This window comes from Phyllobacterium chamaecytisi, assembly GCF_020164455.1.
GTDB classification, from domain to species: domain Bacteria; phylum Pseudomonadota; class Alphaproteobacteria; order Rhizobiales; family Rhizobiaceae; genus Phyllobacterium; species Phyllobacterium chamaecytisi.
This window is the reverse complement of the sequence record NZ_JAIQWW010000003.1, coordinates 44,917-69,719: the sequence shown is the minus strand read 5'-3', so window position 1 is coordinate 69,719 and position 24,803 is coordinate 44,917. Positions and strand designations below refer to the sequence as shown.

At 56.5% G+C, this 24,803-nt stretch carries 19 protein-coding genes; 17 read left to right on the top strand and 2 right to left on the bottom strand.

What is annotated here, in order from left to right; translation table 11 throughout:
- Positions 1–167 precede the first annotated feature (167 nt).
- Entirely contained in the window at positions 168–2,999 is a 2,832-nt protein-coding gene (locus tag LB462_RS05895) for an ATP-binding protein (RefSeq protein WP_224506431.1), read from the bottom strand.
- A 149-nt stretch (positions 3,000–3,148) separates the two neighbouring features.
- On the opposite strand from LB462_RS05895, the gene LB462_RS05890 reads away from it, so the two are divergent.
- The 17 genes from LB462_RS05890 to LB462_RS05810 all read left to right on the top strand — a co-directional run bounded on the left by LB462_RS05890 (position 3,149) and on the right by LB462_RS05810 (position 23,434).
- A complete protein-coding gene (locus tag LB462_RS05890; RefSeq protein ID WP_224506430.1) occupies positions 3,149–4,402 on the top strand; it encodes a serine hydrolase domain-containing protein in 1,254 nt (417 codons plus the stop codon).
- Between the two features lie 116 nt (positions 4,403–4,518).
- Complete coding sequence (locus LB462_RS05885; protein ID WP_224506429.1) at positions 4,519–6,231, top strand: thiamine pyrophosphate-dependent enzyme; 1,713 nt, start codon at positions 4,519–4,521, stop codon at positions 6,229–6,231.
- Positions 6,232–6,500: 269 nt separating this feature from the next.
- Positions 6,501–7,907: a cytochrome ubiquinol oxidase subunit I gene (locus LB462_RS05880; protein ID WP_224506428.1), complete on the top strand. Its 1,407-nt coding sequence runs from the start codon at positions 6,501–6,503 to the stop codon at positions 7,905–7,907.
- A 5-nt stretch (positions 7,908–7,912) separates the two neighbouring features.
- Positions 7,913–8,899, top strand: a complete 987-nt coding sequence (cydB, locus tag LB462_RS05875; protein ID WP_224506427.1) for a cytochrome d ubiquinol oxidase subunit II — start codon at positions 7,913–7,915, stop codon at positions 8,897–8,899.
- Between the two features lie 74 nt (positions 8,900–8,973).
- Positions 8,974–10,794, top strand: coding sequence for a PAS domain-containing sensor histidine kinase (locus LB462_RS05870; protein WP_224506426.1), 1,821 nt, complete (start codon positions 8,974–8,976; stop codon positions 10,792–10,794).
- Between the two features lie 3 nt (positions 10,795–10,797).
- On the top strand, positions 10,798–11,229 hold the full coding sequence (locus LB462_RS05865; RefSeq protein ID WP_224506425.1) for an organic hydroperoxide resistance protein: 432 nt from the start codon (positions 10,798–10,800) through the stop codon (positions 11,227–11,229).
- 553 nt (positions 11,230–11,782) lie between these two features.
- Complete coding sequence (locus LB462_RS05860) at positions 11,783–12,568, top strand: alpha/beta hydrolase (RefSeq protein ID WP_370637084.1); 786 nt, start codon at positions 11,783–11,785, stop codon at positions 12,566–12,568.
- A 103-nt stretch (positions 12,569–12,671) separates the two neighbouring features.
- Positions 12,672–14,315, top strand: a complete 1,644-nt coding sequence (mdcA, locus tag LB462_RS05855; RefSeq protein ID WP_224506423.1) for a malonate decarboxylase subunit alpha — start codon at positions 12,672–12,674, stop codon at positions 14,313–14,315.
- A gap of 13 nt (positions 14,316–14,328) precedes the next feature.
- Positions 14,329–14,646, top strand: a complete 318-nt coding sequence (gene mdcC / locus LB462_RS05850) for a malonate decarboxylase acyl carrier protein (protein ID WP_224506422.1) — start codon at positions 14,329–14,331, stop codon at positions 14,644–14,646.
- Complete coding sequence (locus LB462_RS05845) at positions 14,643–15,581, top strand: biotin-independent malonate decarboxylase subunit beta (RefSeq protein ID WP_224506421.1); 939 nt, start codon at positions 14,643–14,645, stop codon at positions 15,579–15,581. The genes mdcC and LB462_RS05845 overlap by 4 nt, the downstream gene beginning before the upstream one ends.
- The gene (locus LB462_RS05840) at positions 15,568–16,284 is read left to right on the top strand and encodes a biotin-independent malonate decarboxylase subunit gamma (protein ID WP_224506420.1); all 717 of its coding nucleotides are present in this window, start codon (positions 15,568–15,570) and stop codon (positions 16,282–16,284) included. The genes LB462_RS05845 and LB462_RS05840 overlap by 14 nt, the downstream gene beginning before the upstream one ends.
- Positions 16,285–16,294: 10 nt before the next feature.
- Entirely contained in the window at positions 16,295–16,945 is a 651-nt protein-coding gene (mdcG, locus tag LB462_RS05835; protein ID WP_224506419.1) for a malonate decarboxylase holo-[acyl-carrier-protein] synthase, read from the top strand.
- Complete coding sequence (gene mdcB / locus LB462_RS05830) at positions 16,942–17,811, top strand: triphosphoribosyl-dephospho-CoA synthase MdcB (protein ID WP_224506418.1); 870 nt, start codon at positions 16,942–16,944, stop codon at positions 17,809–17,811. Before mdcG ends, mdcB begins: the two co-directional genes overlap by 4 nt.
- A gap of 4 nt (positions 17,812–17,815) precedes the next feature.
- Positions 17,816–18,763: an AEC family transporter gene (locus LB462_RS05825; RefSeq protein ID WP_224506417.1), complete on the top strand. Its 948-nt coding sequence runs from the start codon at positions 17,816–17,818 to the stop codon at positions 18,761–18,763.
- Positions 18,764–18,772: 9 nt separating this feature from the next.
- Positions 18,773–19,711, top strand: coding sequence for an acyltransferase domain-containing protein (locus LB462_RS05820; protein ID WP_224506416.1), 939 nt, complete (start codon positions 18,773–18,775; stop codon positions 19,709–19,711).
- A gap of 218 nt (positions 19,712–19,929) precedes the next feature.
- Positions 19,930–22,890, top strand: coding sequence for an FAD-binding and (Fe-S)-binding domain-containing protein (locus LB462_RS05815; RefSeq protein ID WP_224506415.1), 2,961 nt, complete (start codon positions 19,930–19,932; stop codon positions 22,888–22,890).
- A gap of 139 nt (positions 22,891–23,029) precedes the next feature.
- Positions 23,030–23,434, top strand: coding sequence for a hypothetical protein (locus LB462_RS05810; RefSeq protein WP_224506414.1), 405 nt, complete (start codon positions 23,030–23,032; stop codon positions 23,432–23,434).
- Between the two features lie 124 nt (positions 23,435–23,558).
- Here the strand turns inward: LB462_RS05810 and LB462_RS05805 are convergent, their stop codons facing one another.
- Positions 23,559–24,800 (bottom strand): HlyD family secretion protein, encoded by a 1,242-nt coding sequence (locus tag LB462_RS05805; RefSeq protein WP_224506413.1) that lies wholly within the window; start codon positions 24,798–24,800, stop codon positions 23,559–23,561.
- Between the last annotated feature and the right edge of the window lie 3 nt (positions 24,801–24,803).

Below are 24,803 nucleotides of genomic sequence, written 5' to 3'. Positions count from 1 at the left end.
GGAACCTCTCACGGCCAATCGACTTTTGACACTCCCATACCCCGCTGCAGACACCACAGTGCTTTCGGATATGGTGGCAGGTGCTGGGAGCTTGTCCGCACCGCCCAGGCTTTGCGAGTCCAACGTTGCAAATAACTGCAAATTAGCCGCCAGTCGCAATGCTCGGCCTACTGCGTCTGGCCAAGAATTGTCCTCGCCATGACGAGGTCCGCTGTATCAAAACCCTCGGTGAACCGATCATAGACGCCTCGCAGCACTTTATGGGCCTCGTCATCACGCTGGAGTCCGTGTAGCATGCCAGCCAACTGGATGGCCGCCTTCATTTCCCAACCTATCGCTGACTGGCGTCGTGCTTCGCGGATAGACGCTCGGAATTGGTCCTCGGCTTTCGCAAAATCGTGTCCAGACCGGGCGCACAAAATTTCGCCGTGGGTTCGCAGGAGGTCGGGTAAAGTCTTGAAGTCGCCGATCTGGTAGACTGTATTGATGGCCTGCTCCACGGTAGCCTCGGCTTCGTCGAATTGGCCCAAGTTGGAAAGTCCCTTGGCGAGGTAACACTGTATCATCGGCGTGAGGGTGAAATATTCCTGAGCATGAAGCGCCTGCAGCGATGTCCGAAGTAACTCCGTGCCCTCTTCGCATCGATCAGTCTCGACATAGACCCAACCTTTGAAGGCCTGAGCGATTGAATGAAAATCGGCGACCGCGTGCTTGTCAGCGTGAGTCAACAACGCTTCGCAGACACTCTCGGCTTCGTCAAAGTTGCCAGACCATGCAAACAACGCGATGGAGTACGTCAACCCTATGCAAAAGGAGATGTGGTGAGCGTATTGAGCCATCTCCTTCATCTTCTCTCGTGCCAGGCTGAGCGCTTGATCGGGGAACCCACAAAGCCATAAAGCCCTAGCGAACATAAATCGACCGCGGGCCTCCGTGATCAGATCAAGTTGGGCGTAGCCTCCCTCTTGTGCGGCCCGAAACCCGGCTTGACAATGTTGCAATGCACCGGCTTGATCGCCCGCATGATGGCACGCAACTGCTAGCATTATTTCTGCTGCGACTTCGTCTTCGACGACTCCGAGCTTGCCTGCAATGATCGATATCCGCTGCGCAGTTTTAAGCGCGGCTTGAGTGTCCCCGCGTCGCGCATAGAGGAAATTCAGCTCGCTCAGCATATTCAGCTGACGACGATCGTCGTTCAGTTTCTCGGCTTGCGCCAGGGCCCTCTCCAATAGGGCCTTCGTTTCATCCCGGTTGCCCAAAGAATACATGGCGGAACTCGCGAGCGCTTCCGAAAGCCGAAGCTCCAGGGGGCCGCCGGCTTGGTCGCCAGGAAGCAGTTCCAGCGCACGCGAGCACCATCGATAACATTCGTTGAACCGCGACAACTGCATGAGAACATAGGCTGCGTTCGCCACGAGATTGACTGCTATCGCCGTATCACCGTTGTCCGAGAAACACCAAGCAAGCGCTTTGGCCAGATTGCCGAGATGTGGGCTGAAGGAAGCAGTCCCCCTAGCGTTTGTTGCGACTTTCTCTGAGACCGTAGAGAGGAACTGCGAATAGTAGGCAGCATGACGATGGTCAATTCTCATGCTTTCTTCCTTGCTAGGTAGTGCAACGGCTGCGTAGGCGCGCGTTGTCTCAAGCAGACGATAAAAAATACTTCCCTGTGCCAGCGTTACAAAAACCAGCGATTTCTCGACAAGTGAAGCTATAACTGAATTTACACTTTCACGCCTGTCTTGCTCATCACCGGCAACCGCGGCGGCGGCTTCGAGGGTGAATAGACCTACAAAAACAGAGAGCCTTAACAGAAACCGCCTATCCGCTTCGGAGAGAAGGTTTACACTCCACGCCACCATTGACTGGAGCGTCTGGTGGCGAGGTGATACCCCTCGCCTGTTCGGGACTGAAAGTTCAGTTCCTGCTGAAATAAGCTCGACAGTGCCCCTTATGCCGAACGAACCAACCCGGCTTGCAGCAAGTTCGATAGCGAGCGCTATACCGTCCATGCGGCGGCACAACTCTGCCACGAACGGCGCATCGTCATCAGAAAGAGGACCGTCAAAACCACTCGATACTGCCCGTTCCATGAACAACTGCACGGCAGAAAACTTGAGCGCCTCCCCAGCCAACAAATAACTTTCCACGGGGATGTCCAAAGGTGAAAGAATATGGACCGTTTCACCTGAGGCCCTAAGAGGCTCCCGACTTGTTGCCAGCAACCTCAAGTTTGGCGATGCCTCTAGTATCCTAACTGCAATCCGTGCAGCGCCCTCTAAAACGTGCTCACAATTATCTAAAACGAGCAACGCGTCTCTTCCGGCGAGAAAGGAAACGACCGCGAAATCTGCATCCGATCCTGTCATCGGGCATTCCAATACTGACGCTATGGCCGAGGATATGTCCGTGTGGTCATGAACTGTGCTCAGGTCGACGAAATAAACCAAATTACCCCTTTTCAAGAATTGATCTGCTACGACGACTGCGACAGTCGTCTTGCCGATCCCTCCTGCTCCCACCACGGTGACGAATCGGTCTGCCAGCAAACTTTCCGTCAGATCGCGGACCGCGTCAGCACGGCCGATCAGATTTTCGATAGGAGATGGTGGCATCTGATTTGAATGCGTCGGCCTGGCCTTTTGACTTTCGCGGAGACCGCGCTCGACGGACCACGTGACATGGCTGACGAAACTGTAGCCTCGGCCGGGAACATTGACGATGTACCGACTGCCGCCCTCTCCGTCGCCGAGAGTTCGTCTAAGTGTGGTCATCTGCGCCCTGAGGTTAGCCTCCTCGACCGTCACATCACGCCATACTAGATCCATCAGCTGGTGTCGGTTGACAATCGTTCCGGCTCTGGAAACCAAATTTACCAGAATGTCCAGCGCGCGTGCGCCCAACGGGATGATCGACCCATTCCTAGTCAGGCTCCGCTCAGCGACATTGAGGGTAAACGGGCCGAAATGTGCGATGCCACGTTCGTCGGAGTTCATTACGATCCAGAGCCTCCTCAGCGGCGATTTGCAATAATTAACATATCACGACTCACTTGAGGTCGAAATATTCACCTACTGTCGAGCAGTCACTAGCGGTTTCGTCAAGTAGGGCGAGACCGCGGAAACTCGGTTAGGGAGACACGGACATGTTGTCGCTCGAAGAAGCTTTCGAAGCCAACGGGCTCAACGAGCTAACCATATTGCAACCGCACGGGAGCCTCCCATCGACGGGATCCTTGGAGCTCCAGCGGATTGTCGACTTCAGCGTAGCCATGGGGGACGCTCCATTTCTCGTCGCGATGGTCTGTGATAGCGACGGAGTTAGATTCTCAGGAGCCTCGGGCGATGCTGCTCCGGGACTGCGCGCAGACGAAAATACGGTATTCAGAATCTTTTCGATGTCGAAGCCCTACTGCGCCGTAGCTATCATGATGTTGATCGAGAAGGGCCTGCTAGGCCCAGACACACCAGTCGCCGACATCGTACCTCAGTTCTCTCAAATTGGTGTTCTGGATGGATATCAGGACGGAAAAGCGATCCTACGACCCCCCAAGGCACAGGCAACAGTACGACACCTCGCTACGCATACATCGGGGCTGGAATACGAATTCTGGAATCCGAATGTGGCTGAATATATCGAAAGGACAGGCCATCCCAGCATCATCAATGGAACTCTCCAATCGATGTGCTATCCGATGATGTCCGAGCCGGGCACCCGATGGGGCTATGGCCCGAGCATCGATTGGTTGGGCCTCGTTGTGGAAGCAGTGGACGGTCGCAGAATTGACAAGTTCTGTACTGAGGAAATTTTCGAGCCCCTCGGCCTCCGCAATACCTATTTCGAGGTGGATGATGTAGCGCGGACCAATCTTTGCGCTGTCTCAGGCAGGTCGGCGGACGGTGAGTTTGCCGAGGTCCTGATGGATCCGCCCTCTCATCCGGAATTCTACGGCATGGGCACTGCGCTATACAGCACAGCGCCGGACTATCTGAGATTCTTGAGGCTATTCCTAAACGGCGGCGAGCTAGACGGCAATCGCATCCTGTCATCGGCGTCCATAGATGAGATGTTTACTGACCAGATGAACGGCCTTTCATTCTCAAGGATGGTGTCGTGCGCTCCAGTTACCGCAGATGTCGATCCCTTCCCTGGTACCCGCCATACACACACCTTTGGTTTTCTACGCAACGAAGATGATATCCCGGGAATGAGAGGTGCCGGGTCAGTCGGGTGGGCTGGCGTTCTGAATTCGCATTACTGGATAGATCGGACATCGAATGTCGCAGCGGTATTCATGAGCCAGTCGCTTCCGTTTTGCGAACCGGGTCTGATGAAACGGTACGAGCAGTTCGAACGATGCGTCTATCGATATCTGCGGCCTGACGACCTGACTTCATAGCGAGCACACGAGACCAGGAGTTCATCGGAACTTGCGTTTGGGAAGCGAACCCCTGCGTCCGGACGATGGTGCAAAAACTTGAATTTTTAGCTGATCACTAACAAGAGGAATACCCAATGAGCAAGAAAGTCGCGGAGATGCTTGTCGAGACCCTGCAAAACGCGGGAGTCAAGACATGCTATGGGATTGTTGGCGACACAATGAACCAGATCGCTCAGTCGATCGACAAAAGCGATATCAACTGGGTGCACATGCGCCATGAAGAGGCTGGCGCTTTCGCCGCCGCGGCCGAGGCGTCGTTGATGGGCAGGTTGACTGCGTGCGCGGGAACATGCGGCCCGGGTAGTCTGCACTTCATCAATGGTCTTTACGAAGCCAACCGTAATCGTGCGCCCGTCATCTTGATCGCGACGCAGATTTTCAGAAGTGACCTCGGATTTCAGTCGATACAGGAGGTCGATCTGGTTGAAGTGTACAAGGGCTGCAGCGTATTCTGCGACATGATTACGACCCCCGAACAGGCCCGTCGTAAGATCGTCGCCGCCTGCCAGGCCGCTCTAACGCGCCGCGGTGTGGCTGTACTTGTGGTGCCGGCGGACATAGCCGACGCACCGGTACATGATGAGCCCCCCTACAGTGTCCACGCAAGGGTGCCGGTTATTCGCCCAAGCGAGGACGATCTCGATGAGATCGCGACCATACTGAACTCAAGCACCAACATTGCGATATACGCTGGTTCTGGATGCGAAGGCGCACATGACGCTATTGTATCGATGGCCGCTAGGTTGAAAGCACCCATGGCCCACACCTCTCGCGGCAAGGACTTCGTGTCTCATGACAACCCGTACAACGTTGGAATGACGGGCATGATCGGCGGAGCCGCTGGTTACAAGGCAGTGCTTCACTGTGATGTTCTTCTCCTCTTGGGAGCCGACTTTGCCTGGAGGCAATTCTACCCTGACAAAGCCAAGATCATCCAGATCGACATTGATCCGACCCATATCGGCCGCAGACATCCGGTCACCATTGGAGTCGTCGGAACGATCAAAGCTACACTCGAGGCGCTGCTTCCCCGTCTTGAACAACACCGTGATGAAACCTTCATGCGTGAGTTCATCAACCGCTACCAAGAGGACAAGAAGGCGGCAGATGCCGAAACTCCGTCAAAGAACGAGAAGATATCGGGCACATATCTTACCAAGATAATCAACAAATTGGCCGCGGAAGACGCCCTGTTCGCCGCTGACGATGGAACAGCAGCAGTTTGGATGATGCGGCATATTGAGACGGACGGCAAGCGCCGGACCTTCGCGAGCATGCTCCACGGAACAATGGCGGGCGGGATGCCTACGGCACTGGGGCTTCAGAAGGCCCAACCCGGCCGCCAGGTGATTGCCCTTTGCGGCGACGGCGGTCTGACAATGCTGATGGGCGATCTTCTCACGACGGTACAGGAAAAGCTTCCGATTAAACTTGTGGTCTATGACAACTCGAAGCTCGGCTTTGTAGATATCGAGCAAAAGGCTGCGGGGCTTGTACCCGTCTTCACTCACCTCGAAAATCCCAACTTCGGTGCCGTTGCGACCGCAATGGGTCTTTGGGGTCGCACTGTTACGAAGGCCGATGACCTCGACGGTGCCATCCGAGAATGGCTCGCCCAGCCCGGTCCGGCTCTTCTGGACGTCAAGGTGAACCCAATGCAGCTGGTCAACCCGCCGACGCCGTTCGTCTCTCCCGAAGCCGTGGTCGGAATGGCCGTCTACAGCGCCCGGGCCATCCTCAAGGGTAAGGGTCACGATGTTTGGGAAATGGTCACCGAGAATATCTAACTGCGGTGGCCAGCGCCTGGCTTCTCCCTAGGCCCCACATCTACACGCTTTCAGATCTCGCGGTGACGGGCGGTCGCCGTCCCTCAAGAAGCTTACGGGACTTCTTAGGGATAGTAGCGAACAGCACGCAACGGACCCGATTGGTGTCATTACGCCGTTGGAATTCGAAATTCGAGGACGCCGGCATGAGCCGGTTGATGCCGCGAAGTGCGGCCGCCAGCACACGAACACGGGCCAAGGTCGATAACTACGACAACGGAGGTTAACCCATGGAAATTACTGCGCTTTTTCTATCACGACTGCAGTTCGCCTTTACCGTTTCGTTTCACATAATTTTCCCGGCTTTTACGGTTGGCCTGGCGGCGTGGCTGACGGTGCTGAACGCAATGTACCTCGTCACTGAACGTCACATCTATCGCCGTCTCTCGGATTTCTGGCTCAAAATATTCGCGATCGCCTTTGGTCTGGGTGTCGTGACAGGAATCGTCATGGCTTTCCAATTCGGCACCAACTGGAGCGAGCTGTCGATGCGCACCGGCCCTATCCAGGGTCCGCTTCTAGGCTATGAAAGCTTCACTGCATTCGCCCTAGAAGCCAGCTTCTTCGGCGTCATGATGTTCGGCCGAAACCGTGTGCCTGCCTGGGTCTACCTATTCGCCTGCGCCATGGTCACGCTTGGAACAAGCCTCTCATCGTTCTGGATCATGGTCAACAATTCTTGGATGCAGTGGCCGGTCGGCTACGAGATCGACGCGAACGGCATCTTCATCGCCACGGACTGGTCGGCAATCATCTTCAGTCCCGTGGTTTGGGTTCGCTTCCCGCACATGATTCTGGCTGCCTATGTGACAACGTCCTTCTGCATAGCGGCGACCGGGGCATGGTACCTCATCGATAAACGTCTTCAAGCGGAAGGAATTTCCATGATGCGGATGGGCCTCGGTCTGGCCGCCATCCTTGTACCGATCCAGATTTTCTTTGGACACCTGACCGGGGAGTATGTGCACGACAAGCAGCCGGCGAAGTTCGCCGCAATCGAGGGCCGCTGGGAGAACGAGCAGCCGGCGTCGGAGGTCGTCATCGCATGGCCTGACGAGGCCACTGAGTCAAACTCCTACGCGATCACTATCCCATATCTTGGGAGCCTAATCGGGTCGATGAGTTTTACGTCGGAAGAAGTTGGCCTGAAGAGCTTTCCCAAGGATCTGCGTCCACCTGTCGTAATCCCTTTCTTCGCGTTCCGGATCATGGTGGGTTGCGGACTAATCATGCTGGCGCTGGCGTGGTATGGCTCATGGATCATCTACAAGCGGCGCTTGAGCGGACAAAGGCTATTGCTGTGGGCGGTTTTTTTCAGCTTTCCCTTGGGCTTTATCGCCACGCTGACCGGATGGTTCACGGCGGAGGTCGGACGACAGCCATGGACCGTCTACGGCCTCCTGCGAACAGAGCATGCCGTAACACCCTCGCTCACAGTTGGCCAAGTCGCCATCAGCTTCGCTCTGTTCGCAGTCATCTACAGCATCATTTCCGTTGCGGGGGTCATTTATGTGTACCGACTGCTACGCATCGGCCCAGCTGAGGCAACCGAGTCAATCGGTGACGGGGCAAATTTCAAACGGCCTTTGGCAATGACAGGTGGTAGCCCCGGCACACCGCCCAGCCCTGCGGAGTGACTGACATGGTTGAGTTCTGGACGGCCGCCCTTGGCCTCACGCTACTGCTCTACATTCTTTTGGATGGTTTTGATCTCGGTGTCGGTATTCTGTTCGGGTTCGTTCGGGACGCCAAACACAAAAAACAGATGCTCAACTCAATCGCCCCTGTGTGGGATGGCAACGAGACTTGGTTGATCCTGACCGCCTCAATACTCTTCGGTGCGTTCCCTGTCGTATATGCCTTGTTACTCAGCGCATTCTATCTGCCTATGATCCTAATGTTGGGCGCATTGATCTTCCGCGGCGTCGCCTTCGAATTCCGGGAAAAGAGCGTCACCAAAAAATGGCTGTGGGACGCAGGGTTCACGACCGGATCGATCGTTGCCACCTTTGTGCAGGGCGCGGCAGTGGGGGCGATGGTTGTTGGAATACCCAATGCTGCTGGCCGCTATTCGGGTACGCCTCTCGGATGGCTAACTCCATTTTCAATCCTGTGCGGGATCGGACTATGTCTCGGTTACGCTTTGCTCGGGGCGACATGGCTCGTGAAGAAGACCGAGGGTGACCTGCGCGATGCGGCTTATCGCCAAATTGTCAAACTGCTCATCGGTGTCATTGCATTTGTCGTGATCGCGTTCTTCTTTTCGTTGGCAATGGAATTGCCTGTCATGACCAGGTGGATCGAGCGGCCCGGGCTCGTCGTATTCCCAGTTCTCGGCGTTTTCGGATGCTTCCTGATTTTCCGCGGCTGCAGCAACAAATTCGACGCGCTTCCGTTCATAGGTGCAGTGACCCTATTTATCTCAGCCTTCGCGACGCTAGCAGCTTCATTTTATCCGTACATCATCCCCTTCTCGATCACGCTCAACGATGCGGCCGCTCCCCGCTCTAGTCTATCGTTTCTGTTCTGGGGCGCGGGTATTTTTGTCTTCCCACTCACGCTGATTTACACAATGGTCGTCTACTGGTTGTTCAAGGGCAAGGCCGTCGAGGAGGAAGGATATGACTAAGTACCTGCTCCAGTCGCAAGCCATGTGTCGGCCGCCGTCGAGCACGTCGCGGCTCATGTCCGAGGCTGTCGCCCATGCATGAACTGTCAGATACGTTGGAGCATCTACCGGCACTCGTGCTTCGGCTTGATCCGGAAGGTAAGGCCGTCTATCTCAACAAACACTGGACTTCTATCTCTGGCATAAACCGAAGCTCACTTCTAGATTCTGGGTGGCAAGGCCTCCTGCATACATCTGACACCCAACACCTTCGCGCGCTGACCCACGAGGACTCCCCAAAGGAGGTTCTGTTTCGCATCAGAAGCGGCGACGAGCAGTTTAGGTGGCATGTTTTCCGTGCCGCCACTTCGCAGTCCGGAACGCTGCTAATTGGAGTCGAAGCCGATACTACGATTACCCAAAAGTTTGCCAGTGATCGTATTGCGGCAGAATTCGAGCGAACGCTTGAACAGATACCAGCGATGATCTGGCGGACTAGGCCCGATGGCTATCTGGACTATGCCAATCGCCGGTGGTTGGATTTTTGGGGTCAGGAGCTCAAGGATGCAGTTGGCTGGGGCTGGCGAGACGGCGTGCATCCCGATGACCGCGAAGGCATAGAGGCATACTGGCGCTATATGCTCTTAACCGGGGCCGAAGGTCAATACGAGGCGCGGGTCGGCAACTCCAGGCTCGGTTATCGATGGTGTGTGAGCATCGGTACGCCTTGCAAGGACCAGACCGGGAACATCGTCGCCTGGTATGGAGCCATCTTCGATATCGAAGAGCGAAAGCATGCTGAAAATAAGCTGCAGGTTAGCGAGGCCTACCTGAAACGAGGTCAAGAACTGAGCAAGATCGGCAGTTTCGGGTTCGAACTCGATACCGACGGGCTGTTCTGGTCTGATGAAACATACCGAATTTTGGAGTACGACGTAGAAACGAAGCCGTCCTTCGGGCTCCTTCTATCTCGTATTCACGAAGAAGATCGGCCCGGCGTCGAACGGCTGCGACAAGAGCTGAGAAATGGATCGCCTGAAATCGAGGGTGAATTCCGCCTGAAGTTTGACGACGGCCGCGTAAAGCACCTCCGTGTTTTGGGACAGAAGAGCCAGCCACTGGATACCGCCTACACCGCGGTGATTATGGACGTCACAGCGGCAATCCGAAACGCCGAGCGATTGAAGCAGAACGAAATCGAGATAGCACATGTTGCAAGGGTCGCGACCGCCGGTGAACTCGCAGCGTCGATCGCACACGAAGTAAACCAGCCACTCGGTGCGCTCGTTGCAAGCGGTGGGGCACTGCTGCGCTGGATAGACAGAGATGAACCCGACATCGAAAAAGCTACCGCGAACGCACGTCGGATGGTGGGTTACGCGCAGTTAGCCAGCGATATCGTCGCCCGCGTTCGAACACTGTTCGAACGCGGTAGCACGACACTCGAGGCCGTGGATTGTTTCGATCTCCTTTCCGCTTCGTTCGCTTATGTCGAGTCCAGCGCGCGTCGCAATGGTGTGGAGATCATACTGGATGTTGAACACGGCATCCCGCCCATACAAGGCGACCCCGTCCAGCTCCAGCAAGTTATCATCAACTTGATGGTCAATGCCGTTCAGGCTCTCTCGCAACACAAAAAGTCTGATCGACTTGTTCGGATAAGCGCCCGTCTGCACAACGACGCCGTTGAAATTGACTGCCTGGACAACGGTCCCGGGTTCGCTGGCGATGGCGAGCAATTTTTCAAGCCTTTCCATACGACAAAGCAGCACGGTATCGGAATGGGACTCGCTATCTGCAGGTCTATCGTGGAAGCCCATGATGGAAAAATATCGGCGCGAGCCAATCCTTCGGGCGGCGCTGCGTTCCACGTCAAGCTGCCAGTCAACCCGCAACCAACGAACCCGATGGAGTAGAAAATGGAAGCCATCTATACGGCTAGAGTCACGGCCTCTGGCGGACGTCATGGCATGATCAAAAGCGATGACGGCATTCTCGATCTAGCGCTCGCTATGCCGGCTTCGCTGGGTGGCAAGGGCGGCGCCACCAATCCCGAGCAGCTTTTTGCTGGAGGGTATGCAGCCTGCTTTGAGAACGCGCTCTTTCGAGCGGCTCGCGAAAGTCGCCGCCACATACCTGACGGCGACATAACGGTAGTAGGTGAAGTCGGGCTGAGCAAGACTCCGAGCGATACTTTCGCCCTTTCGGTAACGCTGCACATCACGGTTGTTGGGGTTGAAATAGACGTGATAAACGAGCTTGTCGAACGGGCTGACGCTATATGTCCTTATTCCAACGCAATCCGCGGGAACGTCCCGGTGACAAAGATCACCCAATCAGGGAAACCCTGATCCCTCTGACTCATAACCAAGACGTGCTCCCGTCGAACAGTATTATGGCGTTTGAGGTGTCTCTCTGATCAGCAGTCGCTAATGGGGGAGTGCCTGCTCGCTGCCTGCGCTCTGCCATCCGACGGACCGACAATGCTGACCCCCGAACCGCGCCAGATGCCGACGTCAGCACGGGAAGCCAGTTGCCAATAGTGGCCTTCTCAAGGTCTGCTGTCGCGAGTGAAGAATGGTGCGCTATCTCAACCTCGTTCCGAGTAGCTGCACGCTGCGGTCCTGCCAATCGGCGAACCTACCGCTGAGTCTGGGCATACCTATACAATGATCTGGTTACGCTCCGGTCGAAGCTGGCTTAATCTTCAACTCACGGCCGATGTCGTCGGCAGCAGATATGCCTGCAAGGTGTTTTTACTTTCTAGGTTCGGTCAGCTCAACGGCGAACGAGGCCGCCGTGTTCCGCCGATATGCACGAATTTGCGACATTAGACTCGATTAAAAACCGGATCGGCGAGAGCCTCCCAACATCAGCTACAAAGGAAACCTGATCATGAGAAATATGACCGCATGCCTAGCTCTTGGCGCACTCCTTCCGCTGGCAACACTTGCAAAGCCGGCTGCCGCGGAACCAATTAAAAACATCGTTCTCGTTCACGGCGCATGGGTCGATGGGTCTGGCTGGAAGCCAATCTTCCAAATTCTGACGAAGGAAGGGTTCCACGTCTCCATCGTGCAGGAACCCGAGAGTTCTTTCACCGATGACGTAGCCGCCACCAAGCGCGTCCTCGACATGCAGGATGGTCCAACTCTCCTCGTAGGCCATAGCTACGGCGGCTCGGTTATAACCGAAGCGGGTGTCCACCCATCCGTCGTGGGTCTGGTCTACATCGCCGCCCACGCTCCCGACGTCGGTGAGGATGAGGGCTCGCTTGGCAAGAAGACGCCGAGCGTGCTCGCTAAGACCCCGGGTGCGATCAAGAAAACCCCTGATGGCTACACCTATCTCGACCCCGAGCAATTTCCGAAACTGTTCGCTCCTGACCTTCCCCGAGAACAGGCACTGTTCGGTGCCCGCTCGCAGGTCCTTGCTTCAGCCGGCGTATTCACCCAACCACTGACCGCTGCCGCCTGGAAGACGAAGCCTAGCTGGGCTGTGGTTGCCGGCAATGACCAGATTATCAACCCTGATCTTGAGCGTTGGTATTACAAGCGCGCCAAGAGCCATACGATCGAAATTAAGGGTGCAAGCCATTCGGTATACGAGTCGCATCCGAAGGAAGTGGCGGCCATCATCACGGAAGCCGCGCGCAAGGCCGCCGACGAAACCACGGTCAGCAGCAAATAGATCACGCCACGAAAGGGCTGTCGCCAAGCGGCAGCCCCTAATTCCGCAATTCGGTCAACACCGAGGAATCTCATGGCCCACCTTCCAAATGCAGGAGTTTCGCATGCAGTGGCATAAGAACCGCGACGCCAGGGATCAACGCATCGAGGCGGGCCGCAAACTGTCAGCCGGAAAAATCGTCGATGCCCAGGATGCCACTCGTTTGCTTGAGGCCGTCATTTGTAAAGGCGACCGAGTTTGCCTGGAAGGCGACAACCAGAAACAGGCTGACCTGCTCAGCTCTGCGCTCCTGGCAGTGAATACGGAATTCATCAGCGACTTGCATATGGTGCAGTCGGGCGTGGTCCTCCCCGAGCACCTCGACTTATTTGAGCGCGGCGTGGCTACCAAGTTGGATTATGCCTACTCCGGTCCACAGTCAGCCCGCATTGCGCAAATGCTATTCGGCGGAAAAATTCAACTCGGGGCGGTGCACACCTACCTCGAACTATTTGCCCGCTACTTTATCGATCTGACGCCCAACGTCGCTCTGATTGCCGCTGTAAGCGCCGATCGGGAGGGCAATCTCTATACGGGACCGAATACCGAAGACACGCCGACGGTCGTCGAAGCGACTGCTTTCAAGGACGGTGTCGTCATTGCGCAAGTCAACGAAATCGTCGCAAATGTCCCGCGTGTCGACATTCCCGGGGACCGCGTCCACTTCGTGGTGAAGGCTGACAAGCCGTTCTTCGTAGAGCCACTTTTCACCCGTGATCCGGCGGCTATAACCGAGACCCAAATCCTGACAGCAATGCTGGCCATTAAGGGCATCTACGCGCCCTACGGCGTAAAGCGCCTGAACCACGGCATTGGGTTCAACACGGCTGCAATCGAGCTTCTGTTGCCAACGTTCGGCGAAGCGTTAGGGCTGAAGGGGAGGATTGCCAGTCATTTTGCATTGAATCCCCATCCCGCACTCATTCCAGCGATCGAATCCGGGTGGGTGGAACAGATACATTCGTTCGGCTCCGAGGTCGGTATGGACGATTACATCAGGGCTCGGTCCGACGTGTACTTCACCGGGCCCGACGGCTCTCTTCGCTCGAACCGAGCTTTCAGTCAGGTCGCGGGCCTCTACGCTTGCGACATGTTCATTGGTTCGACGCTCCAGATCGACTTGGCTGGAAACTCGTCGACAGTGACGACGACACGAATAGCGGGCTTCGGCGGCGCTCCCAACATGGGATCGGACGCTCGCGGCCGACGGCATCCGAGCGAGCCCTGGCTGCAAGCAGGAAAGGAGGCGGACCCCGCAGGATTGCCCGCGCTGCGCCGCGGCCGGAAACTGGTCGTTCAGATCGGGGAGACATTCGGAGAAAAGAACGTCCCCCTCTTCGTTGAAAAGCTGGACGCCATTGCCCTCGCCGAAAAACTCAACCTCGATCTCGCGCCAGTCATGATCTATGGCGACGACGTCACCCATATCGTGACAGAAGAGGGCATCGCGAACCTGCTGCTTTGCCGGGACCCGGACGAGCGCGAACAGGCTATCCGCGGCGTCGCCGGCTACACAGACGTGGGCCGCGGACGCGACAAGTCGATGGTCAACCAGCTTAGGGACCGGGGGGTCATCCAGCGACCCGAAGACCTCGGCATAGATCCGCTTCAAGCGGACCGCAATCTGCTGGCGGCGCGATCCATCAAAGACATCGTTCGATGGTCGGGCGGCCTTTACGCCCCGCCTTCCAAATTTCGCAACTGGTGAAGGGAGCCCTACGATGCAAGACCTCACATTTACTCATGAAGTAGCGGAAAGAGCCACCGGCAACACGAAGCTGGCTATAACCGGCGTCGTGGCTTCCGGAAATCTGGAAGTTCTAGTCGAGCGCGCCCTCCCCGAAAAGCAATGCGTGGTCAAGATCCGAACCACGGTTCGAGGGTTCGATCCCGTCTGGAAGGCGGTTGTCGATGGTTTCGTCGAACGGTTCCCGACAGGTGGCCTGCGCTTCTCGATCAACGACGGTGGCGCGCGACCCGACACCGTGTCCCTTCGTCTGTCACAGGCGCTGCGCCTGATGGAGAAAACAGAGCAATGAGCGTCTCAACAAACACCGCCCCACAGGCCACCGGCGCCAGACAAGTCAGTTGGTATGAGGCCTCGGCTCGTACGCGTGTTTCGCAACTACTCGACGAGAGCAGCTTCAAGGAATTTCTGGGCCCCCAGGAACGCGAGATGAGTCCAAATCTCAAATCCTTCGATCTTCCCGAGCAATTCGACGACGGCATGATCGTCGGACGCGGCCTCATCAAGCGCATGCCCGTTTTCGTCGCAGCGCAGGAAGGTCGCTTTATGGGCGGCGCCTTCGGCGAGGTCCATGGCGCGAAGCTCACCGGCCTTTTGCGGGCTTCCCGCGACATCGGGTCGATACCCGTCCTCATCCTGTTTGACACTGGAGGCGTCCGTTTGCAGGAGGCGAACGCCGGGGAACTGGCGATCGCCGAGATCATGCGCGCCGTCATCGAGGCGAGGATCGCCGGCGTCTCAGTTATAGGTCTGATTGGCGGACGAGCTGGCTGCTACGGCGGTGGCGGACTGATTGCCGGGTGCTGCTCTGCTCTCGCGGTCTCCGAACAAGGCCGCATCTCGGTTTCGGGACCTGAAGTAATAGAGACGAACCGCGGCGTCGAGGAATTCGACTCAAAAGATCGGGCACTTGTCTGGCGCACCATGGGCGGCAAGCATCGCCGACTGATCGGCGGAACGGATGCCTTCGTCGACGACACAATCGAAGACTTCCGGGAGACCGCGCTCAGTCTGCTGGCCGACACTCGGCCCTTCACTCTCCAAACATTGCACGAAGAGCAGGCACGCCTCGAATGGCGGATTCAACAGTTCGGAACATCGGCTGACGCGATCGATATCTGGAGGTCCATGGGCGTCGATGACGCCGCTGCCATTCCGGAGATGACCTATGCCCAGTTCACAGCGGCCGCTCAAAAAATACGGAGACCCAACCATGCAGCTCGCTGACATCCTCGCATCGCTCTTCCCTGACGGACACAGCATCAAAGCCGATCATGGTCTACTCTACGGCTTTGCACCGCTTGCCAGCGGGCAGCAGGCACTTGTCGTCGGAGTCTCGGACCGAACGGCCGTGGGCATTGACCAGGCTTCCACTCTTTCCCGCCATATCCTCGACGACCATTCGGGAACGGGGCCGATCCTCGTGATCGTGGACAGCGATAGCCAAAAAATGAGCAAGCGTGACGAGTTGCTTGGCCTAAACGAGTTCCTGGCTCACCTCGCCAAATGCCTGATCTTCGCCGATCTTCACGGTCGCCCGACGATTGGTATCCTCTATGGCCATTCCGCCGCGGGTGCATTTCTCGCTACAGCGCTTGCCACTCGGGTTCTGGTCGCACTACCGGGTGCTGAGCCTGCCGTGATGGACCTCGCGTCGATGTCGAAGGTGACAAAGCTGTCCATCGAGGTTCTGCAAGAGAAGGCCAAGACGACTGCGATCTTCGCACCCGGTTTGGACAACCTGGCAAAGACAGGCGCTGTGCATTTCATATGGAACGAGCAGGAGTCACTGGCGAGCCAGCTTGCGGCGCTACTCGCCGATCTCCCTGGCTCGGATGACAAACGCGACCTTCTCGGCGTCGAACGGCATGGCCGCACCAAAGCGGCGGAGATTGCGGAGCGGGTCTATGCCATCGCACGCGAGTCCTAAGCTTCGGCCAATGAGGCGTCACGACCTGATCTATCTCGAGCCATCAAGGTGGGATGTCGTTCTTGAACGGCAACTTGGGTCAGATCAGGTCGATCCGCTGATCCGATCCTGGGTTCACAAGGGATGGCCGCTGATCTCGCGTCGGCCTAGTTCTTACGAAACACATGGTATCGCACTTGGCCTACCCCTCCCACCCTCGCTAGGGAAGTGGCGTATCCCGTTTATCGTTCAAGACCAAGACATTCTGACAATCCAAGAGCCGTTATCGCTCGCTAGTGCTCGCGAGCAAGCGCCAAGGCAATGGCAGCAGATTTTCGACGAACTGGAGTTTTTCGCCGCGCACCGCGGTATCGAGCTGCAGGTTTTCGGCAGCCTGGCTTGGCAGGCCTTGACCGGTCTCGATTACCTCACCTTATCTTCGGACATCGACTTGCTGTTTCACGTCCCGTCCTCGGCTGACATGGAGCTGCTATCTTCCGAGATTTCCAAGATTGAGGATAATTCGCCCAGTCGTATCGACGGCGAGTTTATCCGCCGCGATGGGCTTGCCGCCAACTGGCGCGAATTTCTACCAGGTGGGACCGATGTCCTGGTGAAATCTATGGAAGGCGTTGCGCTTCTCGACGGGCGTCGTTTCACCGCAGGGGAGCGACTGTCATGAATGCCCTTCCCCGCCCCGTCTCCGTTTTCGAAACTTTCTCACGCTTGAATGTCAACTCGCGTGGCATAGCTTCCCTCGCGGCGCAAAGCCTCCTGCAGGAGTTGGAAACATGGCCCAAGCCGGGCCTTGTCAGCCATGTGGACTCCGGAAGCCATAGAGATATGGATGCCGAGACATTTCGCTACAGCGCTTCAGCTATTGAGCCTTATTTCCGCTCCCTTGTGATCGCCGGCGCGGGTGCACGCCAAATGACGCATCTAAGGTCCATCGGAATTGCAGCCGAGACTGCCATGCTGTCGGCGACCGGGGGTATCAACACCCATCGAGGAGCGATCTTTGGTATTGGCCTGCTATGCGCGGCTGCGGGTGCAAGAGCCAATGGCGTCGTCGACTTCGGATTTCCCCTTGGGTCGACAGTCCACGAACTCTGGGGGCAAAGCATCCTGGCGGGACCAAGACTCGCCGATAGCCACGGTGCGCAAGCAAATCTTCGATATGGTGTGGGCGGCGCGCGTTCCGAGGCTGCCAACGGTTTCCCGAGCATCTACAACATCGGGCTTCCCGCGTTACGTGCCTCCCGGCTCAAACTACCGAACGATCCGGAGGCACAAAGGGTCGAGACCTGCTTTGCATTGATCGCGGCGTTGGATGACACAAACCTACTGCACAGAGGCGGACAGCAGGGACTCCTATATGCCCAGCAGGCGGCTCGTCTGTTTCTCGCACGAGGTGGAATCGCCGCCGCTTGCTGGCGGCTCCAAGCACAATCAATCCACGAAGAATTCATTGCCAGATCGCTTAGTCCAGGTGGAGCGGCTGACCTCCTTGCAATGACATTGTTCGTCGATGAGATAGAGGGAACCTAGAGGGATGGCCGAAACAATTTTACTCGCGCTCACACCGATCTTTTTCGTGATGGCGCTTGGCTACCTGGCGGGTCGTAACAACATCGTCGATAACCATCATGTGGACGGGTTGAATGTGCTCGTGATGAATTTCGCACTTCCCGCATCGCTTTTCGCGGCGACCGCCTCGGCGCCGCGAGCCGAGCTCATAAGCCAAGCGCCACTGTTCTTTCTTCTGGGCGGGATGATGCTTGTCGTTTTCTTCGTCTGGTATTTCCTCCAGACACGGATATTCAAGATCGGAAAGCCGGACGCTTCCCTACAAGGCCTGACGATCGCGTTTCCGAACTTGGCGGGAGTCGGTCTACCAATTCTGGCAGATATCGTGGGCGCGTCCGGGACGGTGCCACTGGCAGTCGCCATCGCCAGTGGATCAATTCTGATAAGCCCACTGTCTTTGGTCCTCGTCGAAATGAACGTTCATAAGGGCGACAGTGGTTCCGGACAGAAAGCCAACATCCTGCAGCCGTTGCTTCATGCGCTCACCAAACCCATCGTCATTGCACCCGCCCTGGGCATCATTTACTCTCTATGTGGCTTTCCAGTCGGAGAGATTGCTCAAGCTTCGCTTTTGCTAATAGGACATGCGGCACCTGGCGTCGCCCTCTTCCTCACAGGGGTAGTTCTTTCTTCACAGGCCTTTCAGCTAAGTTGGAAGGTCGTCAACGCTACGCTTTTCGCCAACATCCTCCGTCCACTCGCCACGGCGGCGCTCGTGTTTGCTCTGCCCATATCATCCGACACAGCGAAAATCGCGGCACTGCTCGCGGCCGTCCCATCGGGCTTCTTCGGCATCCTGTTCGCAGTCAATTACAAGCTCGATTCAGGAGCAACCGGATCGATGGTGATTGCAAGCACGGTATTTAGCGTCATCACGCTTCCGATAGCGATCATCCTCCTCTATCCCCGATAGGTCCTCAAGATGACGTTCGCGATCATATGCTCCGGCCAGGGAAACCAGCACCGCGACATGTTCGCCTTAACCGCAGATAGCGCAAAGGCGAGCCATTTGTTTGCCAGTGCGACCATGCTACTTAACGGCATCGATCCACGTGGCATGGTGAAGCGAGAGGCCGGAAACGAGGTCTTCGAAAATCGAACTGCCCAAATCCTTTGCACTCTCCAGACGCTCGCGGCGATCAATGAGTTACATGCGAGCATCCCGCCGCGCACTGTATACGCCGGTTACAGCGTCGGAGAGGTTGCCGCCTGGGGCGCAGCTGGTGTGTTCCGTCACATCGATACCCTGAAACTCGTCGCGCGACGAGCCGAGTTAATGTCCGCAGCTAGCGTAACGGGCGATGGCTTGGTCTTTATAAGAGGTCTCCCTTACGTGACGGTCCGGCGACTGTGTGAAAAGCATGGCGGGGACATATCGATCATAAATCCGCGCGATGCCTTCGTTGTCGGTGGCGGGCAGGCTTTCCTGGCAGCGGTTATGCAGGCAGCGACAGACGCGCATGCAGCGCGCGTTAGCCGGCTGCCTGTCGAAGTCGCGTCGCACACACCTTTTCTATCTAAGGTATCCATGAGGTTTCGCAGCGTCCTCGAAGGTCAACGTAAAACATACCCACCACCGGCCGGGGCTAGACTCATCAGCGGAATCGATGGAGCCAGCGTGTCAGGTTTGAATTCGGGATTGGACAAGCTGGCAGCGCAGATCTCGCACACCGTCCGATGGGCGGACAACCTGCAGGCCTGCGTTGAGAACGGCGCGACCGCCTTTCTGGAGCTTGGACCAGGCCACGCATTGAGTGAGATGGCGGCGACGAGCTTTCCGAACGTTCCGAGCCGTTGTCTCGAGGATTTCAAGACGATGGACGGTGCGAAATCGTGGATTTCGAAATGGGCATCTCGCTGATATAGCGGTCAATATCCGGTGGTGATCGCCCACATAGCCGCTCCAAGGTGTCCTTTGCAAGTTTATGCATCTCTAAACTGGCTAAGAGTTCAGAGGCGACGGATCCTCGGAGTGTTCAGTTCCCAACCGCAGTATCAAAGGGCGAGCTGGATCGCGCCGCTCGTGGGTGACCCGACCGTGCGAATAATCCTTCAATCTCGCACGTGGGGCAATCTCGGATGAAAAAACTATTCGAAGCTGACGCAGCGCTTTTCGGTCGCCCAGCCGGCCCTAGTCAGAATGACGCGGTGCCAGAGTCACTTGTCGGGGGAACCCCGAAAGTCTTAAAAGACGACTTGGTCAGGCTGCTCGGTAAGGACCGTGTACTCAACCGTCTCATTGATCTCGTTCGATATGCATCCGACGCAAGCCCTTACCGTCTCATCCCTCAGGTCGTAGTGATGCCCCGAAATGTCGAGGAGATGGCAAAGGTTTTTGCCTTCTGCCGGGACACGGGTCGTCACGCAACCTTCCGGGCGGGCGGGACCAGTCTCAACGGTCAGTCTCAGTCCGACGACATCCTCATCGACGTCAGACGGCATTGGTATGGCGGCTCTGTGCTAGATAGCGGAAAGAAGTTCAAGGCGAGACCCGGCTTGATCCTCTCTCACGCGAACGCGATGCTACACAAACACAAGCGGAAGCTCGGACCCGATCCGGCGAGCGAAGCTGCGTGTACCATCGGAGGCGTTATAGCCAACAACTCTGGCGGCATGCGCTGTACTCTGGAGCGCGATGCGTACCACACCGTCGAATCCATGACGATCCTCACGCCGTCCGGAAATGTTTTCGATACGGCCGCGCCGGGAGCCGAAGCCCGGTTCCTCGAACTTGAACCCGAGTTCGCGCGAGGATTGCTCGACCTGAGGGCAGAGCTTCTGGCCGATGAGACGATGGTCAAGCGAATCCGGCAGAAATATTCTATCCGCAATACCCATGGCTACCACATCGCTGCCCTGCTCGATGGGGCTACGCCGCTAGAAATCTACAGACGACTTCTGGTCGGCTCGGAAGGCACACTGGGTTTCATTGCGGAAGCAGTGATGTCGACTGTCCCGGTGCCGGCCGTGACGTCAGTGGCTTGGCTGCCATTCTCCACTATAGACGAAGCCGTCAATCTTGTTCCCAAGCTCGTAGCACTCGGCGCCGCCGCCGTGGAGCTGATGGTGGCTCCCGCCCTCGTGGCGGCGGGAAAAGCCTTTCCCGGAACGCCAAGCTATTGGACCACCTTGGACCCAAAGGCAGCCGCGTTGCTCGTGGAATTTGGGGCGGACAACGACGAAGAACTTATGCAAGTCCAGAGCAAGGTAACCGAACTGGTTGCTGACCAGAAGCTCATCAGTCCATTGACATTTACCAGTGTCGCCGAGGCCGTAGAACTAGCTTGGCACGTACGCGAGGGGTTGCTCGGCCTCGTAGGAAAGCAACGCCCCCAGGGAGCAATGCTTATCACCGAAGACGTTTGTTTCCCGCCCGCTCGGCTAGCGGAGGGAGCGCACGATCTTCAGGCTCTAATGGATAAGCATGGTTTCGGTACCGGCGTGGCGGGCCACGCTGCTCACGGAAACCTTCACTTCAACCTCGTCACAAACCTCGAGGAAGATGAGAGCAAGAAGCGTTACGCGGCGTTTATGACCGAGTTGGTCGACCTCATCGTGAAGAAATATGACGGATCCCTGAAAGCCGAGCATGGAACGGGTCTTAATATGGCACCATTCGTCGAACAGGAGTGGGGCCGCAAGGCCACAGACATGATGTGGCGGATCAAGAAGCTGGCAGACCCTCAGGGCATCCTCGCGCCGAACGTCATCCTCACCAGGGACAATGGCATTCATCTCAAGTCGCTCAAGTCGATTCCGGCCATCGAGAATGTTCGGAACTCAACCCAATGTATCGAATGTGGCTTTTGTGAACCCGTTTGCCCGAGCCGTAATGCCACGACCACGCCACGCCAGCGCATCGCTCTGAGACGAGAGATGGCAAGACAGCCGGAAGGGTCGGCCGTGCTGCAAGAGCTACAAGCTCAATACGAGTACATGTGCGTTGAAACATGCGCGGGTGACGGCACCTGTGCGATCCCCTGCCCGATCGAGATTAACACCGGGGCCTTGATGCGCGAATTCCGTCATATGCAAAGAAGCGAACGGGAAGAGGACATCGCGCTTTCCTTAGCTAAACGGTGGCGTACCGTGGAGAAAATGGCGCGTGGCGGACTTGCTGCCGCCGAGATCGTGTCCAATGTGATCGGCGTCAAATCTCTGACGGGAATTACCACGCTTGCCAGATCGGCCATCGCAAACGACCTGATGCCGGCCGTTCCGGGCCCGATGCCAAAACCCGCGCGGAGGCTACCTGAAACCTCTATAGAGAACGCTTCGGCGGTCTACTTCCCAGCATGCATCAACCGCATGTTCGGCCGTGACCCTGATAAACATCATCAGCCATCCCTACCAGAAACGCTCGTTGAGTTATCAAAGCGCGCCGGACGATCTCTATGGATACCCGGCGACGTCGCCGGGCTCTGTTGCTCAACGCCATTCAGTTCAAAGGGCTATCATAAGGCGCACTCCTATATGGCGTCGGCGATTGCGGACGCCATGTGGCGGTGGAGTAACGGCGGAAAACTACCGATAGTCGTTGATGCCGCGTCGTGTACCCTCGGCATCGCTGAGGATGTCGCGCGCTATCTCGATGAGGAGCGCAAGGCCCGACACGATCAACTCAAATTCATAGACGTCATTCAATGGTGCCACGATCTGTTGCCCGATCTCCAGGTGCAGTCGAAACTAGACCGCATCGCCATGCATCCCACTTGTTCGATGACCCATCTCGGTCTCAACAAAACTCTGCGGGAGATCGGGTCGAAGCTCGCAGACGACGTCTTCGTACCGATTGGCACCACTTGTTGTGGGACAGCCGGTGATCGAGGACTTTTGCATCCAGAGATCGTTTTGTCCGCCACCCGCGAGGAAAAGGCTGGGTTGGATGAAACACCTGCCTCTGCATACATTTCATCGAACCGGACCTGCGAAATGGGTCTACGTCATGCAACCGGTCGACCTTACGAGTCGTTCGTTTTCCTATTGGAAGAGCTGACGCGCACCGACGCACATTCAAAAGCGTCAGGAGGGGAAAACTAAAAGGACAACTTTCCCGTACGTCTTATTGTTACATTGATTTTGGCGGTTGCAGCAATGTTACGCGAAAACTCCGAAATCTAAAAACTATACTCTTTCAAGAAAGGTCGTATCTTTCACAATAGAAAGACAATACAATGACGTGCCTCGCAACTCTCGCATCCTTTGCAGCCGCTTCCACCATTTCGTCTGCCATGCTGACAGCCTCACTACGAACGGCGGCCCGGCAATCAAGATAACGCTTCTCAACTACAACAAGCCGTTCGCCGTGGGGTATCTCAAGAACTACGACAACGCAAAGTTCGACGATACAACCGGTGTGGGCGAAAACCCCATAGCGACGCCGGAACTCAGCACATTAGTCGTGGATCAATTCGAACAAGAACCTGGTCGAAAAGCCGCAGCACGTGAAGGACATCGTGGATGCCGAACGGGCAGCCGACGGCAGCATCATCTTCTCCGTCAACTGACAGGAAACCGTCATTTGCCCGGAGCCGTCGCGTTAAGTCAAATTCCTTTCAACGGACAACACATCGATGCTGCTTGAAGCAGCTGCTCGCGAAATACGGTCAACCCGAAATTCGCAGCTCGTCGTCCCGCATGGCCAAATCCTCCGAATAGATGATGCTCAGATTAAGGTTGATAACTCGGCGCGCAACAATCGGATATTTCTAATTTTCTAGAATCTTCTTAAGGCGCGGAGACTTATCGATACCTGGAACAAGTCCGGGATCGATCTGTTTTGGTGTTGGTTCAAGTAGCTCCGGCTCCGTAGGCAATGACTCCGCAACAGGGATTCCCTGCAACAGGCCGGTGCCTGCACAATTTTCTCTCGGCATCGGAGGATCAAAGAGCTCAGGAACCTTCTCGAAACGGCTTCGAAGCCTTTCGAACCAGCTATCAGTCTCAGAGGCGACCGATGGCTTGACCGTGACTGTTGCGGTCATACCCGAGACGAGTGGCACGCCAGAGGGCACTCTATCGATGACTATCCGGACAGGCACTCGCTGGGCGAGTTGTACCCAAGTATAGACTGGATTCACGGTCGGCAGGCCTTGAATTCCACCTGCAGCGTTTGTAACGCTGATCCCGCGTGTGATGGTATCTACGTGTCCGGTAACGGGTTGGGCGTAACTCATAAGTTTCGCTTCTACCGCGTCGCCAACACAAATTTGCGAAAGCTTGGTCTCTTCAAAGTAGCCGTCAATCCAAAAGCTGTCCGAATCTACCACTGAGACGTTACTGGAGCCCTCTGTCGCGTAATCGCCTACTCGCAGCAACAAATTAGTGACAAATCCATTCACGGGGCTTCTTACCTTCGTGCGCTCGAGGTTGATCTGCGCGAGTGAAAGCTGCTGGGTCGCTGCTTCGAATGCCGCCTTTGCCTGGGCAGCGCTGCCAGCATAGATCTGTTGCTCCTCCGGCGTGGTCGCAACTGTTGAGAGGCGTTGTCGGCGATCAGACTCCGCCTGTTTAACCTGAAGGTCCGCGGCTGTCTGGTTCACTTGCGACTGGGCTGTCCGGGAAGCTATTTCGAAGTTCGCGGTATCTACTAAATAGAGAACATCACCCTGGTGGACAAATTGATTGTCAACGACTTGGATCTCGGAGATCTTTCCAGAAACCTGAGGTGCTACACTTGCAACCTGCACGCGGACTACTCCATTGCGCGTCCAAGGTGAAGTCACATAATATTGCCAAGTCATCACCGCTAGAACGACGGCCGCTGCGGCTATGATAAGCGTTAGGACCAACTTGGCCGCCCATTGCGCCGGCCCTTGCAAGCGTTGCCAAGCGCTGTGGTGGAACATTGAGGACATGGGGCGATCCGACGATGTTGGTTCGAGTGCCGCGGCTCCGGCTGGCCTTGCCTGATTTCCTAGTTCGGCCGCCTCAGTTGTGAGAACTGTCATTGG